Genomic DNA, 16655 nt, shown 5'->3' on the forward strand with positions numbered 1-16655 from the left:
GGCGCGTCCCGCGTCCCGCGTCCCGCGACCCCCGTCCCGCGCCCCGAGTCCCGCGGCAGCAGGGCCCGCTTCAGCGCGCCAGCGCCTGCTCCAGGTCCGCCACCAGGTCGCCGGCGTCCTCGATGCCCACCGACAGGCGGACCACGTTCTCCGGCACGGCCAGCTCGGTGCCCTTCACCGACGCGTGGGTCATCTCGCTCGGGTACCCGATGAGCGACTCCACTCCTCCGAGCGACTCGGCCAGGGCGAACAGCTCCGTCGACTCCGCGAACCGCTTCGCCGCCTCGGCGCCGCCGGAAAGCGCGACCGAGAGCATCCCGCCGAAGCCGCGCATCTGGCGTGCGGCGACGTCGTGCCCCGGGTGGTCGGGCAGGCCCGGGTAGTAGACGCGCTCGACACCGGGCGCGACGACGAGCGCCTCGGCGACGGCCTGCGCGTTCCGCGAGTGCCGCTCCATGCGCACGGCGAGCGTCTTGATGCCGCGGGTGGTCAGGTAGGCGTCGAACGGCGACGAGATCGCACCCGCGCCGAACTGCAGGAACTGCACCTTCGCCGCGAGCTCCTCGTCCGCCAGCACGACGGCTCCGCCGACGACGTCGGAGTGTCCGCCGAGGTACTTCGTGGTCGAGTACACGACGACGTCGGCGCCGAGCGACAGCGGCTGCTGCAGGTACGGCGACGCGAACGTGTTGTCGACGACCACCAGTGCGCCCGACTCGTGCCCGAGGGTCGCGAGCGCGGCGATGTCGGCGATCTTCATGAGCGGGTTCGTCGGCGTCTCGACCCACAGCACGGTGGTGGCCGGTGCGCCCTGCAGGGCTGCACGGACCTGGTCGAGGTCGCTCATGTCGACGACGACGAGCTCGACGCCCCACGGCACGTGCAGCCGGCTCACCAGGCGGTGGGTGCCGCCGTACACGTCGTTGCCCATCACGACGCGGCCACCGGGGACCAGCGCGGCACGGAGCAGGGCGTCCTCGGCGGCGAGCCCGGACGCGAACGACGACGCCGCGACGCCGCCGTCGAGGTCGGCCAGGAGCACCTGCAGCGAGTCACGCGTCGGGTTGCCGGCGCGCGAGTACTCGTAGCCGTTGCGCATGCCGCCGACGCCGTCCTGCACGTACGTCGACGTCAGGTGGATCGGCGGGATGACGGCGCCGGTGGTCTCGTCGGGCTCCTGGCCGGCGTGGACGGCCCGGGTGCTGAACTCGGTCATGCTCGGTGGTTCCTTACTCGGAGAGGTAGGTGAGGAGGTCGTGCCGGGTCAGCACGGTGACGGGCTTGCCGTCCGCGACGACGAGGAGCGCGTCGGCCGACTCGAGCGCACGACGCGCCGCGGAGACCGACTCGCCGACCCCGATGAGCGGCAGCGGGTCGCCGACGAAGCCGGTGAGCGCGTCCGACATCTTCGCGGTGCCGGTGAAGACCTGCTCGAGCAGCGCCTTCTCCTCGACGGCGCCGACGACCTCGCCGATGACGACGGGCGGCTCCGCGCTGAGCACGGGCATCTGCGAGACGCCGTACTTGGTCATGATGTCGACGACGTCGCGCACGGTGTCCGCCGGGTGCGCGTGCACGAGGTCGGGCAGGCGGCCGTCCTTGCCGGCGATGAGCGAGCCGACGGTGCGCTCGTCGTCGGTCTCGGCGAAGCCGTAGGAGCGCATCCACCGGTCGTTGAAGATCTTGCCGAGGTACCCGCGGCCGCCGTCCGGCAGCAGCACGACGACGACGTCGTCCTCGGTCAGGTCACGGGCCGCGCGGAGCGCCGCGACGACGGCCATGCCGCTCGATCCGCCGACGAGCAGTCCTTCTTCGCGCGCCAGGCGCCGGGTCATCGCGAAGGAGTCGGCGTCCGACACCGCGATGATCTCGTCCGGCACGCCGGCGTCGTACGCGCTCGGCCAGAAGTCCTCGCCGACGCCCTCGACCAGGTACGGGCGACCGGTGCCGCCGGAGTACACGGAGCCCTCGGGGTCGGCCCCGACGATGCGGACGCCGCCGTCGGACGCCTCCTTCAGGTACCGTCCGGTGCCCGAGATCGTGCCGCCGGTCCCGACGCCCGCGACGAAGTGGGTGATCTGCCCCTCGGTGTCGCGCCAGATCTCCGGACCGGTGGTCTCGTAGTGGCTGCGGGGACCGTTCGGGTTCGCGTACTGGTTCGGCTTGTAGGCGCCGGGGATCTCCTGCACGAGCCGGTCCGACACCGAGTAGTAGGACTCGGGGTGCTCCGGCGCGACCGCGGTCGGGGTCACGACGATCTCGGCGCCGTACGCCGTCAGCACGTTGCGCTTGTCCTCGCCGACCTTGTCGGGCAGCACGAAGACGCACCGGTAGCCGCGCTGCTGTGCGACCAGGGCCAGACCGACGCCGGTGTTGCCGGAGGTCGGTTCGACGATGGTGCCGCCGGGGCGCAGGTCACCGGAGGCCTCGGCCGCGTCGATGATCCGGGTGGCGATGCGGTCCTTGGACGACCCACCGGGGTTCAGGTACTCGACCTTCACCAGGATGGTCGCCCGCACCCCCTCGGTCACCCGGTTGAGCTTGACGAGCGGGGTGTCGCCGACGAGGTCGACGACGGAGTTCGCGTAACGCACGGCGTCGAGTCTAGGACGCGGTCCCCGCGTCCCGCTGGGATGTGTCGTGCGCGGACAACGCACCGTGATCCCGCGGCGGGCGACGTGCCCTGGTCGCGCTGCGCGCCGGACGGGAGGCCCGTGCGGACGCCACCACGGGCCTCCTGTCCGGCGCTCGGTCGCGACCACGACCGGTCAGGGCCGGACGACGTCCGCCGACGTGTTCTGCTGCCGGTGCAGCTGGGCGTACGTGCCGTCGAGGGCGAGGAGTTCGTCGTGCGTGCCCTGCTCGACGATCTGCCCGTGGTCCAGGACGAAGATGACGTCGGCGTCGCGGATCGTCGACAACCGGTGCGCGATCGAGATGGTGGTCCGACCGGCCGCCGCAGTGTCGAGCGCCGTCTGCACGACGTGTTCCGAGATGGAGTCGAGTGCACTGGTGGCCTCGTCGAGGACGAGCACCGGCGGGTCCTTCAGCATGACCCGCGCGATGGCGATGCGCTGCTTCTCGCCGCCGGACAGGCGGTAGCCGCGCTCCCCCACGACGGTGTCGTAACCGTCCGGGAACGACGCGATCGTGTCGTGGATGTTCGCCGCACGGGCCGCACGCTCGAGCTCGTCGTCGGTGGCGTCGGGCTTGGCGTACCGCAGGTTCTCGCCGATCGTGGCGTGGAACAGGTACGTCTCCTGGCTGACGATGCCGACGTGCCGCATCAGGTCCTCGTGCACCAGGTCGCGGACGTCCTGCCCGGCGAACCGCACCGATCCCTCGGTCGCCTCGTACAGCCGGGGCACCAGGTAGGACACCGTCGTCTTGCCCGCGCCGGAGGGACCGACGAAGGCCGCGAACTGCCCGGGGCGGAGCTCGAACGACACCCCGCGCAGGGTCGGCTTGTCGGCTTCGCCGTCGGGGTAGGTGAAGACGACGTCCTCGAAGGCGACGTGGCCGACCTTCGACTCGTCCACGGGCCGGGCGGTCGGCGAGTCCGTGATGGCCGGCTTGAGGTCGAAGTACTCGAAGATGCGGGCGAAGAGCGCACCGGAGGTCTGCAGGTCGAGGACCACGCGCAGCAGCCCGACCGTCGGGAACAGCAGCCGGGACTGCACCGTCGTGAACGCGACGATCGTGCCGGCCGTGATCGGGACGTCGCCGATGATCAGGTACGCGGCGACGACGTAGATGATCGCCGGGATGATCGACAGGAAGATCTGCACGATCGCGAAGAACCACTGCCCGGACATCTGCTGGCGGACCTGCAGGGTGATCTGGTTGCGGTTCTCGTCCCCGTAGCGGCGGGTCTCGCTGGCCTGCTGGTTGAAGCTCTTCGCCAGCAGGATGCCCGAGACGCTCAACGCCTCTTGCGTGATGGCCGTCATGTCGGACAGCGACTCCTGCGTCTGCGCGGCGATGCGGGCCCGGACCTGGCCGACGCGGCGCTGCGCGATCACGAGGAGCGGCAGCAGGACCACGGCGACCAGCGTCATCTGCCAGCTCAGCAGGAGCATCGCGACCACGGCGGCGATCACGGTCACGGTGTTGCCGAGCACCGACGAGATCGTGTTGTTCAGCACACTCGCCACGCCACCGACGTCGTTCTGCAGGCGCGACTGGATGACGCCGGTCTTGGTGCGGGTGAAGAACGCGAGCTCCATCCGCTGGAGGTGCGCGAACAGGCGCATCCGCATCGCACCCATGACCTTGTTGCCGACCGTCGCGGTCAGGTAGGTCTGCCAGACGCCGACCCCGGCGCTCGCGATCCAGAGCAGGACCATCGCGGACACGAGCTCGATCAGCACCGGCATGTCCGGGCGACCCGACGGCGGGAACAGCCCGCGGTCGAACGCCTGCTGGGTGAGCAGCGGCGGCACGACCGAGATGGCCGCACCGATCAGCACGAGGACGACCGTGAGCATGATCGCCCGGCGGTGCGGCTCGAACAGCGCGGCGATGCGCCGGACCAGGTGCGGGATCCTCGGCGCCTCGGCGTTGGCGGCCTTCTGCGCGCGGAAGTCGCCGCTCGAGATGCGCCCGCCCCCGCGCGGACCGCCGCCTCGCCCGCCGTGTCCCATGCTCATGGAGCCACCGTAGCCCCGCGCTCGGACATCGACCGCCCTGTCCACAGCACCGCAGTATTTGACCCCGTTCAGGGGGCGTGCGAGCATGTGCCGTCCCCGTCCCCGCACCACCGAGGTCCCATGTCGTCCGCGCCGTCACGTCCCACGTCCCTGGGGGCGCAGCTCGCCCGCCGCAAGCCGATCGAGCAGCTGCAGGCCGAAGCCTCCCGCGGTGTGAACGGGGAACCGCTCCGTCGCTCGCTCGGGGTCTGGCAGCTCACGATGATCAGCGTCGGGGCCACGCTCGGCACCGGCATCTTGGTGGTCCTCGGCACCGCGGTCCCGCTCGCCGGTCCCGCCGTCTGGATCTCGTTCGTCGTCGCGGGGATCGCCGCGCTGCTGTCCGCGCTGTCGTACGCCGAGATGGCGGGCGCCGTCCCGACCTCGGGGTCCAGCTACTCCTACACCTACGCCACGATGGGCGAGGGCATCGCCTGGATCTGCGGCTGGTGCCTCGTGCTCGAGTACGCCGTCTCGGTGGCCGCGGTCGCCGTGGGTGCCAGCGAGTACGTCGACGAGACCCTGCGCGTGTTCGGACTGCACCTGCCCACCGCACTCGCCGCTCCCCCGGTCGACGGCGGCGTGGTCAACCTGCCCGCGGCGGTCCTGGTCCTGCTCGCCACCGCCGTGCTGCTGCCCGGTGCCCGCGAGAGCGCCTGGGTGAACACGGTCATGGTGATCGTGAAGATCGCCCTGCTGGTCTTCTTCGTCGTCGTGGCGTTCACGGCGTTCCGGGCGCAGAACTTCGAACCGCTCGCCCCGATGGGTGCCGCCGGGGTCACCGCCGCCGCGTCACGGCTCTTCTTCTCGTACATCGGCTTCGACGCCGCCTCGACCGCCGGTGAAGAGGCGAAGAACCCCCGCCGCGACCTGCCCCGGGCGATCATCGGCTCCATCGCGCTCATCACCGCGCTGTACATCCTCGTCGCGATCGCCGCCGTCGGGGCCCGCTCGTGGACCGCGTTCTCGTCGTCCGAAGCGTCGCTCGTCCGCATCGTCGTCGACGTCACGGGGCAGCCGCTCGTCGCCCTGGTGTTCTCGATCGGCGCCGTCGTCGCCATCGCCAGCGTCGTGCTCACCGTCCTGTATGGCCAGACCCGCATCCTGCTCACGATGTCCCGCGACGGCCTGGTGCCGAAGATCTTCGGCCGGGTCTCCCGCCGAACCGGTACCCCGATCGCGAACACGCTCATCATCGGCATCGCCGTGACGATCGTCGCCGCGCTCGTGCCCCTCGGGGAACTCGCCGACGCCACGAGCATCGGCACCCTCGTCGCCTTCGCCCTGGTGAACGTGTCCGTCATCGTGCTCCGCCGCTCGCAGCCCGACCTGGAGCGGTCGTACCGGGTGCCGCTGTTCCCCGTCGTGCCGATCCTCGGCACCCTGAGCTGCGTGCTGCTCGCGGTGTTCCTCGGCGCCACCACCTGGATCGCCTTCGGCATCTGGATGGTCGCCGGCGCCCTGCTCTACCTGGCCTACGGCCGCCGCCACAGCACCCTGCGCTGACGCGCGCGCCGCCCCGCCCCGCGCCGCGCGGCCCGCCCGCCCGCGCCGAGTCTCGGCCAGGCGGACTCTCCACGGCTCACCAAGGCGCGAAAACGTCTGCCCAGACGAGACTCGGCACTGTCCTCGAGACAGTCGTGACCTCCCTCTCTCCACAGATCCCGCCGGAGGGCACACAGCGCACATCAGAGTCCGCACACTCGCATCATGCAACTGCACCAGACACGGCCCGATCTCCTCCGCGCCGAGCGGTCGGATCCATCGCAAGCACGACAACTCCGACGGCTCTATGCCGCTGGGCGAGTCGTTCGGCTCCGTGCGGGTATCTACATGGACAAGCGGGTGTGGGATGCACTCGACAAGGCGGACAAGCACCTCGCCATGGCTCGGGCTGTCGCTCCCGACCTGGGTCCGACCAGCGCGTTCTCCCACGTCACGGCTGCGCTCATCCATGGCTGGCCGTTGATCGGACCGGCTCCGGAGCGGATTCACGTCGTCGACTGGGAGCTGGTCGGCGTCGAACACCGGGTCGGACTCATTCGACACGGTATCGACCCCGCTGGCCTGCGCCTCGGCCGCAGCCGATTCGACGGCGTCCCGGTGGTCGATGCGCTTGGAACGGCGATGGCCGTCGCGCGAACGTGTGACCCGGCAGTAGCCGCCGTGGCCATCGACCATGCGGTACGCATGAAGGCGATCGACAGGAAGGTGTTCGAGGAACATCTGCCGCCGCCCGCATCGCGTGGTGGCCGGAGGGCTCGGCTCGTCGCCACTGCGCTCGATCCGGCACACGAGTCACCCGGTGAGTCGTACTCTTCGATCCGACTCGTGCAACTGGGAGTGACCACCATCCACCCGCAGCATGAGTTCGTCACGAACGGGTTTCGCGACCGCGTCGACTTCTGGTTGCCCGACGCCGGAGTCGTCGTCGAGTTCGATGGCAAGCAGAAGTACGTCGACCGCGAGATGCTCGCAGGTCGCGATCCCGGCGACGTCCTCTGGCAGGAGAAGCGCCGGGAGGACCGCATCCGTACCCGCCGAGAAGTCCGGTCCGTCATCCGGGTGACCTGGTGGCACCTCGAGAGCCTCGACCGGTTCCGTGCGCTGCTCCGCTCGCACGAGGTGTTGATCGCTCCATGAGCAGCTCCTGCGACGGGTCCAGTCTCGGCCCACCGGACAACTTCCCGCTCCAACGGCCGGCAAAGTGTCCGCACAGCCGAGTCTCGGCGACAGTCAAGCCGCCGCCGCCAGCGCCCCGCACACGACGAAGGCCGCCACCCCGAGGGGCAGCGGCCTTCGTGACCGGAACGGTCGAGACTACGCGAGCTCGATCGTGGCGCCAGCGGCCTCGAGGGTCGCCTTCGCCTTGTCGGCGGTCTCCTTGTTCGCACCCTCGAGGATCTTGGCGTCGGCGGTCTCGACGAGCGCCTTGGCCTCACCGAGGCCGAGCGACGTCAGGCCACGGACCTCCTTGATGACCTGGATCTTCTTGTCACCAGCGGACTTGAGGATGACGTCGAACTCGGTCTTCTCCTCAGCGGCCTCGGCCGGAGCAGCTGCGCCGGCGGGGGCGGCAGCGGCGACCGGGGCGGCCGCGGTGACCTCGAAGACCTCTTCGAACTTCTTCACGAAGTCCGAGAGCTCGATGAGCGTGAGCTCCTTGAAGGCCTCGATGAGCTCGTCCTGCGAAAGCTTCGCCATGATTTTCTCCTACTACTAGCTAGTACGTGTGGTTGATGAACGCGAGCCTGATCAGGCCGCGGACTCCTGCTTCTCGCGAAGGGCGTCCACGGTGCGGACGGCCTGCGAGAGGGGTGCCTGGAACAGGTACGCAGCACCGAACAGCGAGGCCTTGAGTGCGCCGGCGAGCTTGCCGAGCAGCACTTCACGGGACTCGAGGTCGGCGAGCTTGTCCACCTCGGTCGCGGTGAGCGGGTTACCGTCGAAGTAACCGCCCTTCACCACGAGCTCGGGGTTCGCCTTGGCGAATGCACGCAGCGACTTCGCGACGGCGACGGTGTCACCGTGGACGAAGGCGAGAGCGGACGGACCGGCGAGCTCGTCGTCGAACGACGAGATGCCGGCGTTGTTCGCCGCGATCTTGGTCAGCGTGTTCTTCACCACGGCGTACGTGGCGTGCTCACGGATCGAGTTGCGGAGCTCCTTGAGCTGCGCGACCGTGAGACCGCGGTACTCGGTGAGCAGAACGGCGTTCGAGCTACGGAAGGACTCCGTGAGCTCGGCGACCGCAGCTTCCTTGTTCGCCATGGTTCTCCTTGGGGGTCTTGCCGGCAGCCCCAGGTCCACGAACGAAAAAAGCTCCGGCGCAGAGGCTCGGAGCTGCTCTCACCAGATGGTGGGAGTGGTTCGGAACACCTGCGCGGGATGCCTCACGAGTGAGGACCTTCGGTCACGATGTTCACAAACACGTTGCGAGCAGCACGACATCCGGCGGTCTTTGGCTTCGAGAACAGTAGCAGATGCCGTGGACGAGACCAAACAGCGGCCGGGAGGCGCGGGGCGGCCCCGCCTCGCGCCTCCCGTCCGTCAGTGGGTACGGTCCACCGCAGCGGGTGTCGCCGACCAGTCCGCGGACCCGGCAGGGTCAGCCGACGACGACGCGACAGCCCCGGCCCCGGCCCCGGCGGCAGCCGCAGCCGGGTCGCGGGGCAGGTGCACCGTGAACACGGTGTCCCCCGGTTCGCTCGTGACCTCGACCCGGCCGCCGTGCGCCTGCACGACCGCGTCCACGATGGCGAGCCCCAGGCCGGTCGACCCGACCGTGCGGGACCGCGAACTGTCCGCCCGGGCGAAGCGCTCGAACAGCTTCGGCAGGAACTCCGGGTCGATCCCCTGGCCGGTGTCGCGCACGGTCAGGTCCACGCCGCCGTCGACCGGGGCGAGGCCCACCGTGATGCGGGTGCCCTCTGGAGTGTGGGTGCGGGCGTTGGTGACGAGGTTGACGATGACCTGGTGCAGGCGTGCGGCGTCGCCCGTGATGGTGACCGGCTCCGGCGGGACGTCGACCTCGATGGGGTGTTCGGGCGAGGCGGCGTGGGCGTCGTTCACGGCGTCGAGCACCAGTCCGGTCAGGTCGACCTCGGCGAACTGGATCTCGCGGCCTTCGTCGAGCCGGGCGAGGAGCAGCAGGTCCTCCACCATCGAGGTCATGCGGATGGACTCGGACTCGATGCGGCTCATGGCGTAGACGACGTCCTTCGGCAGGTCGCCGCCCATGCGCCGGGTGAGTTCGGCGTACCCGCGCACCGAGGCGAGCGGGGTCCGGAGCTCGTGCGAGGCGTCGGCGACGAACTGCCGCACCTTCTGCTCCGAGCGTTCCCGCGCCTGCATCGCACTGCCGATGTGCCCGAGCATGCGGTTGAACGCGCTGCCGACCCGGCCGACCTCGGTGCGGGGGTCGGTGTCGGGCACGCGGACGCCGTCGAGGGCGTCACTGCGGTCGAGGGGCATGCGCGCGACGGTGGACGCGGTCTCGGCGACGCGCTCGAGCGGCCGGAGCGACTGCCGGACCACGAACGCGGCGACGACCGAACCGGCGACCAGTGCGGTCGCCACGACGGAGAGGACGACCCCGAAGAGCTTCCAGACGCTGTCGTAGACGGGGGCCATCGGGAGTCCCACGACCAGGACGGCCGGGCCGACGTTGACGGCGGCGAGGCGGTACCGCCCGACGTCAGAGCCGAGGTCGATCGTCTCCGGGTCGGCGTCCACACGGACGGACCCCAGTGCCTCGGCGCTCGTCTGCGGGACCCCGCTCGGGCGGCCGTAGTCGTCGAGCACGTTCGCGATGACGACCTGCCCGTCGACGAAGTACGCCGTCAGGGTGCCGGCGGCCTGCCCGGACGGCCGGGACAGGTCGATGCTCGGCTGCCCCGACTGGTTCTGCTGCAGGTACCGCTGCGCCCGGTGGGTGGCGCTCGTGATCTGCTTGTCGATCGCGCTGGTCTGGATCGAGAAGAGCGCGATGATGCTGGCCGCCCCGATCACCGCGCTGACGGCGACGACGAGGGCGACGATGCTCAGGACGAGCCGGCGCCGCAGGGTCACGAGGTCGGCTTGATGACGTACCCGACGCCGCGCACCGTGTGGATCATCGGGGTCTCACCGGCGTCGATCTTCTTGCGCAGGTAGGAGATGTAGATCTCGACGACCGACGACTTGCCGCCGAAGTCGTACGACCACACCCGGTCCAGGATCTGCGCCTTCGAGAGCACGCGCCGGGGGTTCCGCATCAGGAAGCGGAGCAGCTCGAACTCGGTGGCGGTCAGTTCGATCGGGCGGCCGGCGCGGTGCACCTCGTACGACTCCTCGTCGAGCACCAGGTCGCCGACCACGATGCGGGAGTCCCCGGCCTCGGAGATCGAGATCTGCGAGCGGCGGATGAGCCCACGCAGCCGCGCCACGACCTCCTCGAGGGAGAACGGCTTGGTGACGTAGTCGTCGCCGCCCGCGGTGAGCCCGGTCACGCGGTCCTCGACGGAGTCCTTCGCGGTGAGGAACAGCACCGGGGTGTCGTCGTTGTTCTGCCGCAGCCGGCTCAGCACCTGCAACCCGTCGAGGTCCGGCATCATCACGTCGAGCACCATCGCGTCGGGCTTGAACTCCCGCGCGGTCGTCAGGGCGTCCTGCCCGCCGTTCGCGCTCTTGACGTCCCAGCCCTCGTAGCGGAGCGCCATGGACAACAGGTCGGTGAGGCTGGCTTCGTCGTCGACGACCAGGATGCGCAACGGGGTTCCGTCGGCACGCGTGAGGCGCGGGGCTGCTGCGGGCTGGGAGATGGTCACGTCTTCGAGTATCGAGAAGTTCCTATGAGTCGTCTGTGGCGCGGCCCAGTGCGTTCTGTGGATCGAGGACACGTCCACGTCTGCCGCTCCGTACGTTGGGAGCATGTTGCGATCTGCAGCCTGGCCCCCGTCGGCCCGGCACCTGGACACCGCGCGGATCGAACGGACGACCGGGAGGCCCGGCTCGCCATCGACGGACCGCCTGACGGTCGCGCGGGCGGTCGCCGCCACCACCCCACCCCTGTCCGCCGGTGCGGCCGGCGGGTTCTTCGGCACGCTCGCCGCGGTCGCCGCGGCGGACGTCGCCACCGCCCGCACCGTCGAGCCGCACCTGGACGCGCTCGGGATCCTCGCGCAGGCCGGGGTCGACGCCCCGGACGGCTCGACCTGGGGCGTCTTCGCGGCCGAGGGGCCGGGCCTCCGACTCGACGCCGCACCACAGCACGACGGCACGGTCCTGCTGCGCGGCACGAAGCCGTGGTGCTCGCTCGCCTCGACGCTCTCGCACGCCCTGGTCACCGCGCACCTGGGCGACGAGCGGGTCCTCGTCGCCGTGGACCTGCGACAGCCCGGGGTCACCGCGCACGACGAGGCCTGGGCCGCACGAGGCATGCCGGACGTGCCGAGCGGTCCGGTCGACTTCGACGGCGTCCGGGCACGACCCGTCGGGGCGCCCGGCTGGTACCTGCGACGCCCGGGCTTCGCCTGGGGCGGCATCGGCGTCGCGGCCTGCTGGTGGGGCGGTGCAGTCGGGCTCGCCCGGGTGCTCCGTGACACCGCGTCGGCGCACCCGGAGTCCGAGCTGCTGCAGGCCGCCCTCGGCGCCACCGTGGCCGACCTCGCCGACGCGGAGGACGCCCTCGCCGACGCCGCCGCCCGGATCGACGACTCCGACCCGGCCTCCGACGACACCGACTGGCGGTTGCTCGCCCAGACCGTCCGGTCGCGGGTGCGCCGTTCGGTCGACGCCGTGCGCGAGCGGGTGGTCTCGACGATCGGCCCGGCTCCACTGACCGCCGACCCCGCAGTCGCCGCGCGGGTCGCCGACCTCGAGCTCTACGTCCTGCAGGACCACGGCGCGCGGGACCTCGCCCGCATCGGCCGGATGGTGCTCGAGCGGGGCGGTGTCGCGTGGTGAGCTTCGACCACCGCGAGCCGGGCACCGACCCGGCGGCGTGGACGGGGTTCCTCGACGGCCTGGACGCACCGGCGATCGACCTCTCCGGCACCGGGTCGGTGGTGGTCGTCGCGCCCCACCCCGACGACGAGACCCTCGGCGCCGGTGGTCTGATCGCGGCCGCTGCAGCCGTCGGCATCCCCGTGCACGTGCTGCTCCTCACCCGCGGCGAGCGCTCCCACCCGGACTCCCCCACGACGACCCCGGACGCACTCGCCACCGCCCGTGACGACGAGTTCGTTGCGGCCCTGCGCACCCTGCACCTCGACGTGACGTCGACCTCGGTGGGAATCCCGGACGGCACGACCCGCGAACACCGAGACCGTGTCGTCGACAGCCTCGACACGGTGCTCGCCGACGCCGCCCGCCCCGTGCTGCTCGTCGCGCCGTGGCGCGGGGACGGGCACCGTGACCACCGCATCGTGGGCGAGGTCTCCGAGGCCGCGGCGGCGAGCGCCCCCGACGTCGACCTGCTCGCGTACCCGATCTGGGCCTGGCACTGGGACGACCCGGACCACTCCGTCGCCCCGTGGGACGACGTCCGGGCCCTCGCGCTGCCCGACGACCTCGTCGCCCGGAAGCGTTCCGCTGTCGACGCCTATCCGTCGCAGACCCGGCCCCTGTCGGACGCACCGGGAGACGAGGCGATCGTCGACGACCGGCACGCCGCCCACCACCTGCGGACGACGGAGTGGTTCTTCGCACCGGAGTCCGCCGCGTCGCGGTCGCGCGAGTCGTTCGACGCCCACTACGACCGGAAGCCAGAGGGGTGGGACTTCGACGGATCCTGGTACGAGCAGCGCAAGCGTGCCGTGACGCTGGCGGCGCTCCCCCGCCCGCGCTACCGGTCGGCGCTCGAGCTCGGCTGCGCGACCGGAGTCCTGACCGCTGCTCTCGCCGACCGCGCGGACGACGTCCTCGGCACCGACATCTCGGCGGCGCCGCTGGAGCGTGCTGCCCGCCGCGCCCCGACCGCGCGGTTCGTGCAGGCTACCCTGCCGGCGGAGTGGCCGGACGGGCGCTGGGACCTGGTGGTGATGTCCGAGGTCGGGTACTACCTGTCACCAGCCGACCTCGACGCGACGATCGACCGTGTGCTCGGGTCACTCGACGACGACGGCGTGCTCGTTGCCTGTCACTGGCGGCACCCCGACGACGAAGCCGTGTCGAGCGGTGACGCGGTGGACGCACGGCTGACCGAACGGTGGCCGCGTCCCGCTCTGCTCCGACACGTGGAGGAGGACTTCGTCCTGAGCGTCCTGCCCGGCCCGGCGGTCACCTCGGTGGCCCGGGCCGAGGGGATCATCCGGTGACCCGACCGGAACCGCGTGCACGCATCGACGTCGTCGTCCCCGCGCACGACGAGGCGGACCGGATCGCCGCGTGCCTCGACGCGCTCCTGGTGGCCGTCGACCGGCTCGCCGCGGAGCGACCCGGATTCGACGCCGCCGTCACGGTGGTGCTCGACGGTTGCACGGACGGCACCGCTTCGGTGGTTGATCGGTACCCCGTCGACGTCCTGACCACGGACCGTGTCGGGGTCGGTCGGGCACGGACCATCGGGGCGACGCACGCGCTCCGTGTGCACGACGGCGACCCGGCTGCCCGGTGGCTCGCCCACACCGACGCCGATTCGCGCGTGCACGAGCGGTGGCTCGTCCAGCAGTCCGACGCCCTCACCGCTGGTGCGCACGTACTCGTCGGCGCCGTCGTCCCCGACCCGGACGACCTGGCGCCCGCGGTGCTCGACCGCTGGACGCTGGCGCACCCGCCCGGTGCCGCCCTCGGCCACGTGCACGGCGCGAACCTCGGCGTGCTCGCCGCGGCGTACGTCAGTCTCGGCGGGTTCGACCCCGTGCCGGAGCACGAGGACGCGCGGCTGGTGGCCCGGGCACGGGCGCTCGGTTTCCGGGTGGACGCCACCGTCGACCTGCCGGTGGTGACGAGCGGGCGCTTCGCCGGCCGGACCCCCGGCGGGTACGCGGAGCACCTGCGCCAGCGGTACGGCGACGTCGGCTGACCCTGCCTTAGTCGCCTCATAGGTGCGCGATGGGTCGGTCATCGACAGCGTGCCTAGCTTCTCCTCCGTCGGCCCCGCCGCGTGCTCTGCGCGGCCGGTGACCCCAGCCGGCCACCACCGAGGAGAACCATGTTCCTGACCTACCTCAGGCGCGAACTCACGAACCGCAAGAAGCAGACGGTCATCATCGCGATCGGGATGGCCCTGGCCATCGCCCTCGTGGTGATCGTGTCGTCGATCTCGGGTGGCGTGCAGGCAGCGCAGTCGAGCGTCCTGCAGTCCGTGTACGGCGTCGGCACCGACATCACCGTCACCAAGACCGCGACGGCGTCGACGAACGGCGGGCGTCCGAGCTTCGACTTCGGCAGCCAGGGCGACAGCGACGACGAGAGCGGTTCGACCGACCTGGCGCAGTCGCGGCTCGCGGTCGCGCGCGGCACGAGCACCCTGAACGCCGCGAACCTGTCCACGATCACGAGCACCGACGGCGTCAAGGCCGCAACGGGTGTCCTGACCCTCGAGAACAGCACGTTCTCCGGCCAGGTCGAGCAGCAGTCGACCGACGACAGCAGCACGGACAGCAGCAGCGACAGCACCACCCAGCAGGGCCCGCCGAGCGGGGACACCGGCGGTGGCGGCGGGTTCGGCGGTGGGTCGTTCAGCGTCGACTCGTCCACGGTGACCGGCATCCCGGTGTCCGGCGCGACGGTCGGTCCGCTCACGAGCACCGAGCTCACGAAGGGGCGCACCTTCGCCGCGAAGGACGCGGGCAAGGACGTCGTCGTGCTCGATGCGTCGTACGCGAAGAGGGAGTCCAAGGCGGTCGGCGGCACCGTCGACATCGGCGGCACCGACTTCACCGTCATCGGCATCGTCAGCTCCACCGGCTCGGCCTCGACCACGGGCTCGAACACCTACATCCCGCTCGACACCGCGCAGGCGCTGGCCGACCTCGACGGCAAGGTCACCTCGATCTACGTCTCCGCCGAGTCCTCGTCCGACGTCAGCACGATCAAGTCTGCTCTGCAGGCGAAGCTGACGAGCGCCACCGTCTCCACCGAGGCCGACCTGGCCTCGAGCGTGTCCGGGTCGCTCAGCACCGCGTCGAGCCTGGTCTCGAACCTCGGCAAGTGGCTGTCGATCGTCGTGCTCGCCGCGGCGTTCCTCATCGCGATCCTCTTCACGATCTCCGGCGTGACCCGCCGCACCCGCGAGTTCGGGACCCTCAAGGCGATCGGCTGGTCGAACGGCCGCATCACCCGACAGGTGGCCGGCGAGTCCCTGGTGCAGGGCCTGATCGGCGGCGTGCTCGGCGCCGCGGCCGGCCTGATCGGCATCCTCGTCGTGAACGTCATCAGTCCGACGATCTCGGCGAGCGCCTCGAGCACGACCGGCGGGGGTGCCGGTGGCGGTGGCGGTGGCGGCATGCCCGGCGGCGCAGCGACCGCGGCCGCGGGCAGCGGCACGACGGGCGGTGCACCGGCAGGAGGCTTCGGCGGCGGCGCGAGCACCGCGTCGACGACCGACGTGGTCCTGCACGCCCCGGTGACCGTCGAGATCATCCTGCTGGCGATCGGCCTCGCGATCCTCGGCGGCCTCATCGCGGGCGCGCTCGGCGGCTGGCGTGCGAGCCGGCTCCGTCCGGCCGAGGCGCTCCGGAGCGTGGCCTGATGCCCGGCCGCACCGACACGACCGAACCGACGACAGGAGCAACCGTGACCAGCACCGACACCGCGACCGGCGAGGCGGAGGCGAGCCGTGCCTCCAGTCCGATGTACCGGCTGACGAACGTCAGCAAGACCTACCAGCAGAAGAACCGGACCGTCACCGCCCTGACGAACGTCCACCTGACGATCCCACAGGGGCAGCTCGTGGCCGTCCAGGGGCCGACCGGCGGCGGCAAGTCGACGCTGCTGCAGATGCTCGGGGCACTCGACCGGCCGAGTGCCGGGTCGATCCACCTCGGTGGCGACCGCGACGTGGCGAAGCTCGGCGACGGCGCGCTGACCGACCTGCGGGCGACCGAGATCGGCTTCGTGTTCCAGAGCTTCAACCTGATCCCGACGCTGACGGCGCTCGAGAACGTCGAGACGGCGTTCGCGGGGTCGCTCGCGAACCGGTCGCGGAGCGAGGTCCGCGAGCGTGCGGTCGCTGCGCTCCGCGAGGTCGGTCTGGGTGAGCGGATGGAGCACCTGCCGGCCGAGCTGTCCGGCGGCCAGCAGCAGCGCGTGGCGATCGCCCGGGCGCTGGTGAAGAACCCGAGCGTGCTGCTCGCAGACGAGCCGACGGGTGCGCTCGACGAGTCGACCCGCGACGAGATCATGGCGCTCATCGAGAAGCAGTGGCGGGAGCGCGGACTGACCGTCGTCATCGTCACGCACGACTCGTGGGTCGCGAAGCGTGCCGAGCGGCGCCTGCACATCAAGCAGGGGCAGGTCCGCGAGGTCTAGCGGGGCGGGCGC

At 71.1% G+C, this 16655-nt stretch carries 14 protein-coding genes; 7 read left to right on the forward strand and 7 right to left on the reverse strand.

Annotated elements, in window-relative coordinates; genetic code table 11:
- Positions 1 to 70: 70 nt before the first annotated feature.
- The 3 genes from DEJ05_RS08685 to DEJ05_RS08695 all read right to left on the reverse strand — a co-directional run bounded on the left by DEJ05_RS08685 (position 71) and on the right by DEJ05_RS08695 (position 4643).
- Entirely contained in the window at positions 71 to 1216 is a 1146-nt protein-coding gene (locus DEJ05_RS08685) for a cystathionine gamma-synthase (protein WP_056070707.1), read from the reverse strand.
- A gap of 13 nt (positions 1217 to 1229) precedes the next feature.
- The gene (locus DEJ05_RS08690) at positions 1230 to 2594 is read right to left on the reverse strand and encodes a cystathionine beta-synthase (protein WP_110863383.1); all 1365 of its coding nucleotides are present in this window, start codon (positions 2592 to 2594) and stop codon (positions 1230 to 1232) included.
- A 174-nt stretch (positions 2595 to 2768) separates the two neighbouring features.
- On the reverse strand, positions 2769 to 4643 hold the full coding sequence (locus DEJ05_RS08695) for an ABC transporter ATP-binding protein (RefSeq protein WP_111110241.1): 1875 nt from the start codon (positions 4641 to 4643) through the stop codon (positions 2769 to 2771).
- Between the two features lie 126 nt (positions 4644 to 4769).
- Here DEJ05_RS08695 and DEJ05_RS08700 point away from each other — a divergent pair, with 126 nt between their 5' ends.
- Positions 4770 to 6194 carry an amino acid permease gene (locus tag DEJ05_RS08700; protein ID WP_111110242.1) on the forward strand — a complete coding sequence of 475 codons (1425 nt, stop codon included), beginning with the start codon at positions 4770 to 4772 and terminating at the stop codon, positions 6192 to 6194.
- A 327-nt stretch (positions 6195 to 6521) separates the two neighbouring features.
- Positions 6522 to 7331, forward strand: coding sequence for a hypothetical protein (locus tag DEJ05_RS08705; protein ID WP_111046796.1), 810 nt, complete (start codon positions 6522 to 6524; stop codon positions 7329 to 7331).
- Positions 7332 to 7508: 177 nt separating this feature from the next.
- Here DEJ05_RS08705 and rplL read toward each other — a convergent pair whose 3' ends face one another.
- The 4 genes from rplL to DEJ05_RS08725 form a co-directional block, all read right to left on the reverse strand.
- A complete protein-coding gene (gene rplL, locus DEJ05_RS08710; RefSeq protein ID WP_027466380.1) occupies positions 7509 to 7892 on the reverse strand; it encodes a 50S ribosomal protein L7/L12 in 384 nt (127 codons plus the stop codon).
- Between the two features lie 51 nt (positions 7893 to 7943).
- Entirely contained in the window at positions 7944 to 8459 is a 516-nt protein-coding gene (gene rplJ, locus DEJ05_RS08715) for a 50S ribosomal protein L10 (RefSeq protein WP_017888663.1), read from the reverse strand.
- Between the two features lie 279 nt (positions 8460 to 8738).
- Complete coding sequence (locus DEJ05_RS08720; RefSeq protein WP_111110244.1) at positions 8739 to 10259, reverse strand: cell wall metabolism sensor histidine kinase WalK; 1521 nt, start codon at positions 10257 to 10259, stop codon at positions 8739 to 8741.
- Positions 10256 to 10996 (reverse strand): response regulator transcription factor, encoded by a 741-nt coding sequence (locus DEJ05_RS08725; RefSeq protein ID WP_017888661.1) that lies wholly within the window; start codon positions 10994 to 10996, stop codon positions 10256 to 10258. The genes DEJ05_RS08720 and DEJ05_RS08725 overlap by 4 nt, the downstream gene beginning before the upstream one ends.
- Before the next feature lie 103 nt (positions 10997 to 11099).
- Here DEJ05_RS08725 and DEJ05_RS08730 point away from each other — a divergent pair, with 103 nt between their 5' ends.
- The 5 genes from DEJ05_RS08730 (at position 11100) to DEJ05_RS08750 (ending at position 16643) form a co-directional block, all read left to right on the forward strand.
- A complete protein-coding gene (locus DEJ05_RS08730; RefSeq protein WP_111110245.1) occupies positions 11100 to 12134 on the forward strand; it encodes an acyl-CoA/acyl-ACP dehydrogenase in 1035 nt (344 codons plus the stop codon).
- A complete protein-coding gene (locus DEJ05_RS08735) occupies positions 12131 to 13486 on the forward strand; it encodes a bifunctional PIG-L family deacetylase/class I SAM-dependent methyltransferase (RefSeq protein WP_258376123.1) in 1356 nt (451 codons plus the stop codon). The genes DEJ05_RS08730 and DEJ05_RS08735 overlap by 4 nt, the downstream gene beginning before the upstream one ends.
- Positions 13483 to 14193, forward strand: a complete 711-nt coding sequence (locus DEJ05_RS08740; protein ID WP_181440694.1) for a glycosyltransferase family 2 protein — start codon at positions 13483 to 13485, stop codon at positions 14191 to 14193. Before DEJ05_RS08735 ends, DEJ05_RS08740 begins: the two co-directional genes overlap by 4 nt.
- A 129-nt stretch (positions 14194 to 14322) precedes the next feature.
- A complete protein-coding gene (locus tag DEJ05_RS08745; RefSeq protein WP_111110248.1) occupies positions 14323 to 15864 on the forward strand; it encodes an ABC transporter permease in 1542 nt (513 codons plus the stop codon).
- Between the two features lie 101 nt (positions 15865 to 15965).
- The gene (locus DEJ05_RS08750; protein WP_071406345.1) at positions 15966 to 16643 is read left to right on the forward strand and encodes an ABC transporter ATP-binding protein; all 678 of its coding nucleotides are present in this window, start codon (positions 15966 to 15968) and stop codon (positions 16641 to 16643) included.
- The last annotated feature ends 12 nt before the right edge of the window (positions 16644 to 16655 follow it).

Source organism: Curtobacterium sp. MCLR17_045 (assembly GCF_003234405.1).
GTDB lineage: Bacteria > Actinomycetota > Actinomycetes > Actinomycetales > Microbacteriaceae > Curtobacterium > Curtobacterium flaccumfaciens.

Bases quoted from the DNA above. Each gene is read 5' to 3' on its own strand.
- DEJ05_RS08685 (WP_056070707.1), bottom strand. From the start codon at position 1,216: ATGACCGAGTTCAGCACCCGGGCCGTCCACGCCGGCCAGGAGCCCGAC.
- DEJ05_RS08695 (WP_111110241.1), bottom strand. From the start codon at position 4,643: ATGGGACACGGCGGGCGAGGCGGCGGTCCGCGCGGGGGCGGGCGCATC.
- DEJ05_RS08700 (WP_111110242.1), top strand. From the start codon at position 4,770: ATGTCGTCCGCGCCGTCACGTCCCACGTCCCTGGGGGCGCAGCTCGCC.
- DEJ05_RS08705 (WP_111046796.1), top strand. From the start codon at position 6,522: ATGGACAAGCGGGTGTGGGATGCACTCGACAAGGCGGACAAGCACCTC.
- rplL (WP_027466380.1), bottom strand. From the start codon at position 7,892: ATGGCGAAGCTTTCGCAGGACGAGCTCATCGAGGCCTTCAAGGAGCTC.
- rplJ (WP_017888663.1), bottom strand. From the start codon at position 8,459: ATGGCGAACAAGGAAGCTGCGGTCGCCGAGCTCACGGAGTCCTTCCGT.
- DEJ05_RS08730 (WP_111110245.1), top strand. From the start codon at position 11,100: ATGTTGCGATCTGCAGCCTGGCCCCCGTCGGCCCGGCACCTGGACACC.
- DEJ05_RS08745 (WP_111110248.1), top strand. From the start codon at position 14,323: ATGTTCCTGACCTACCTCAGGCGCGAACTCACGAACCGCAAGAAGCAG.
- DEJ05_RS08750 (WP_071406345.1), top strand. From the start codon at position 15,966: ATGTACCGGCTGACGAACGTCAGCAAGACCTACCAGCAGAAGAACCGG.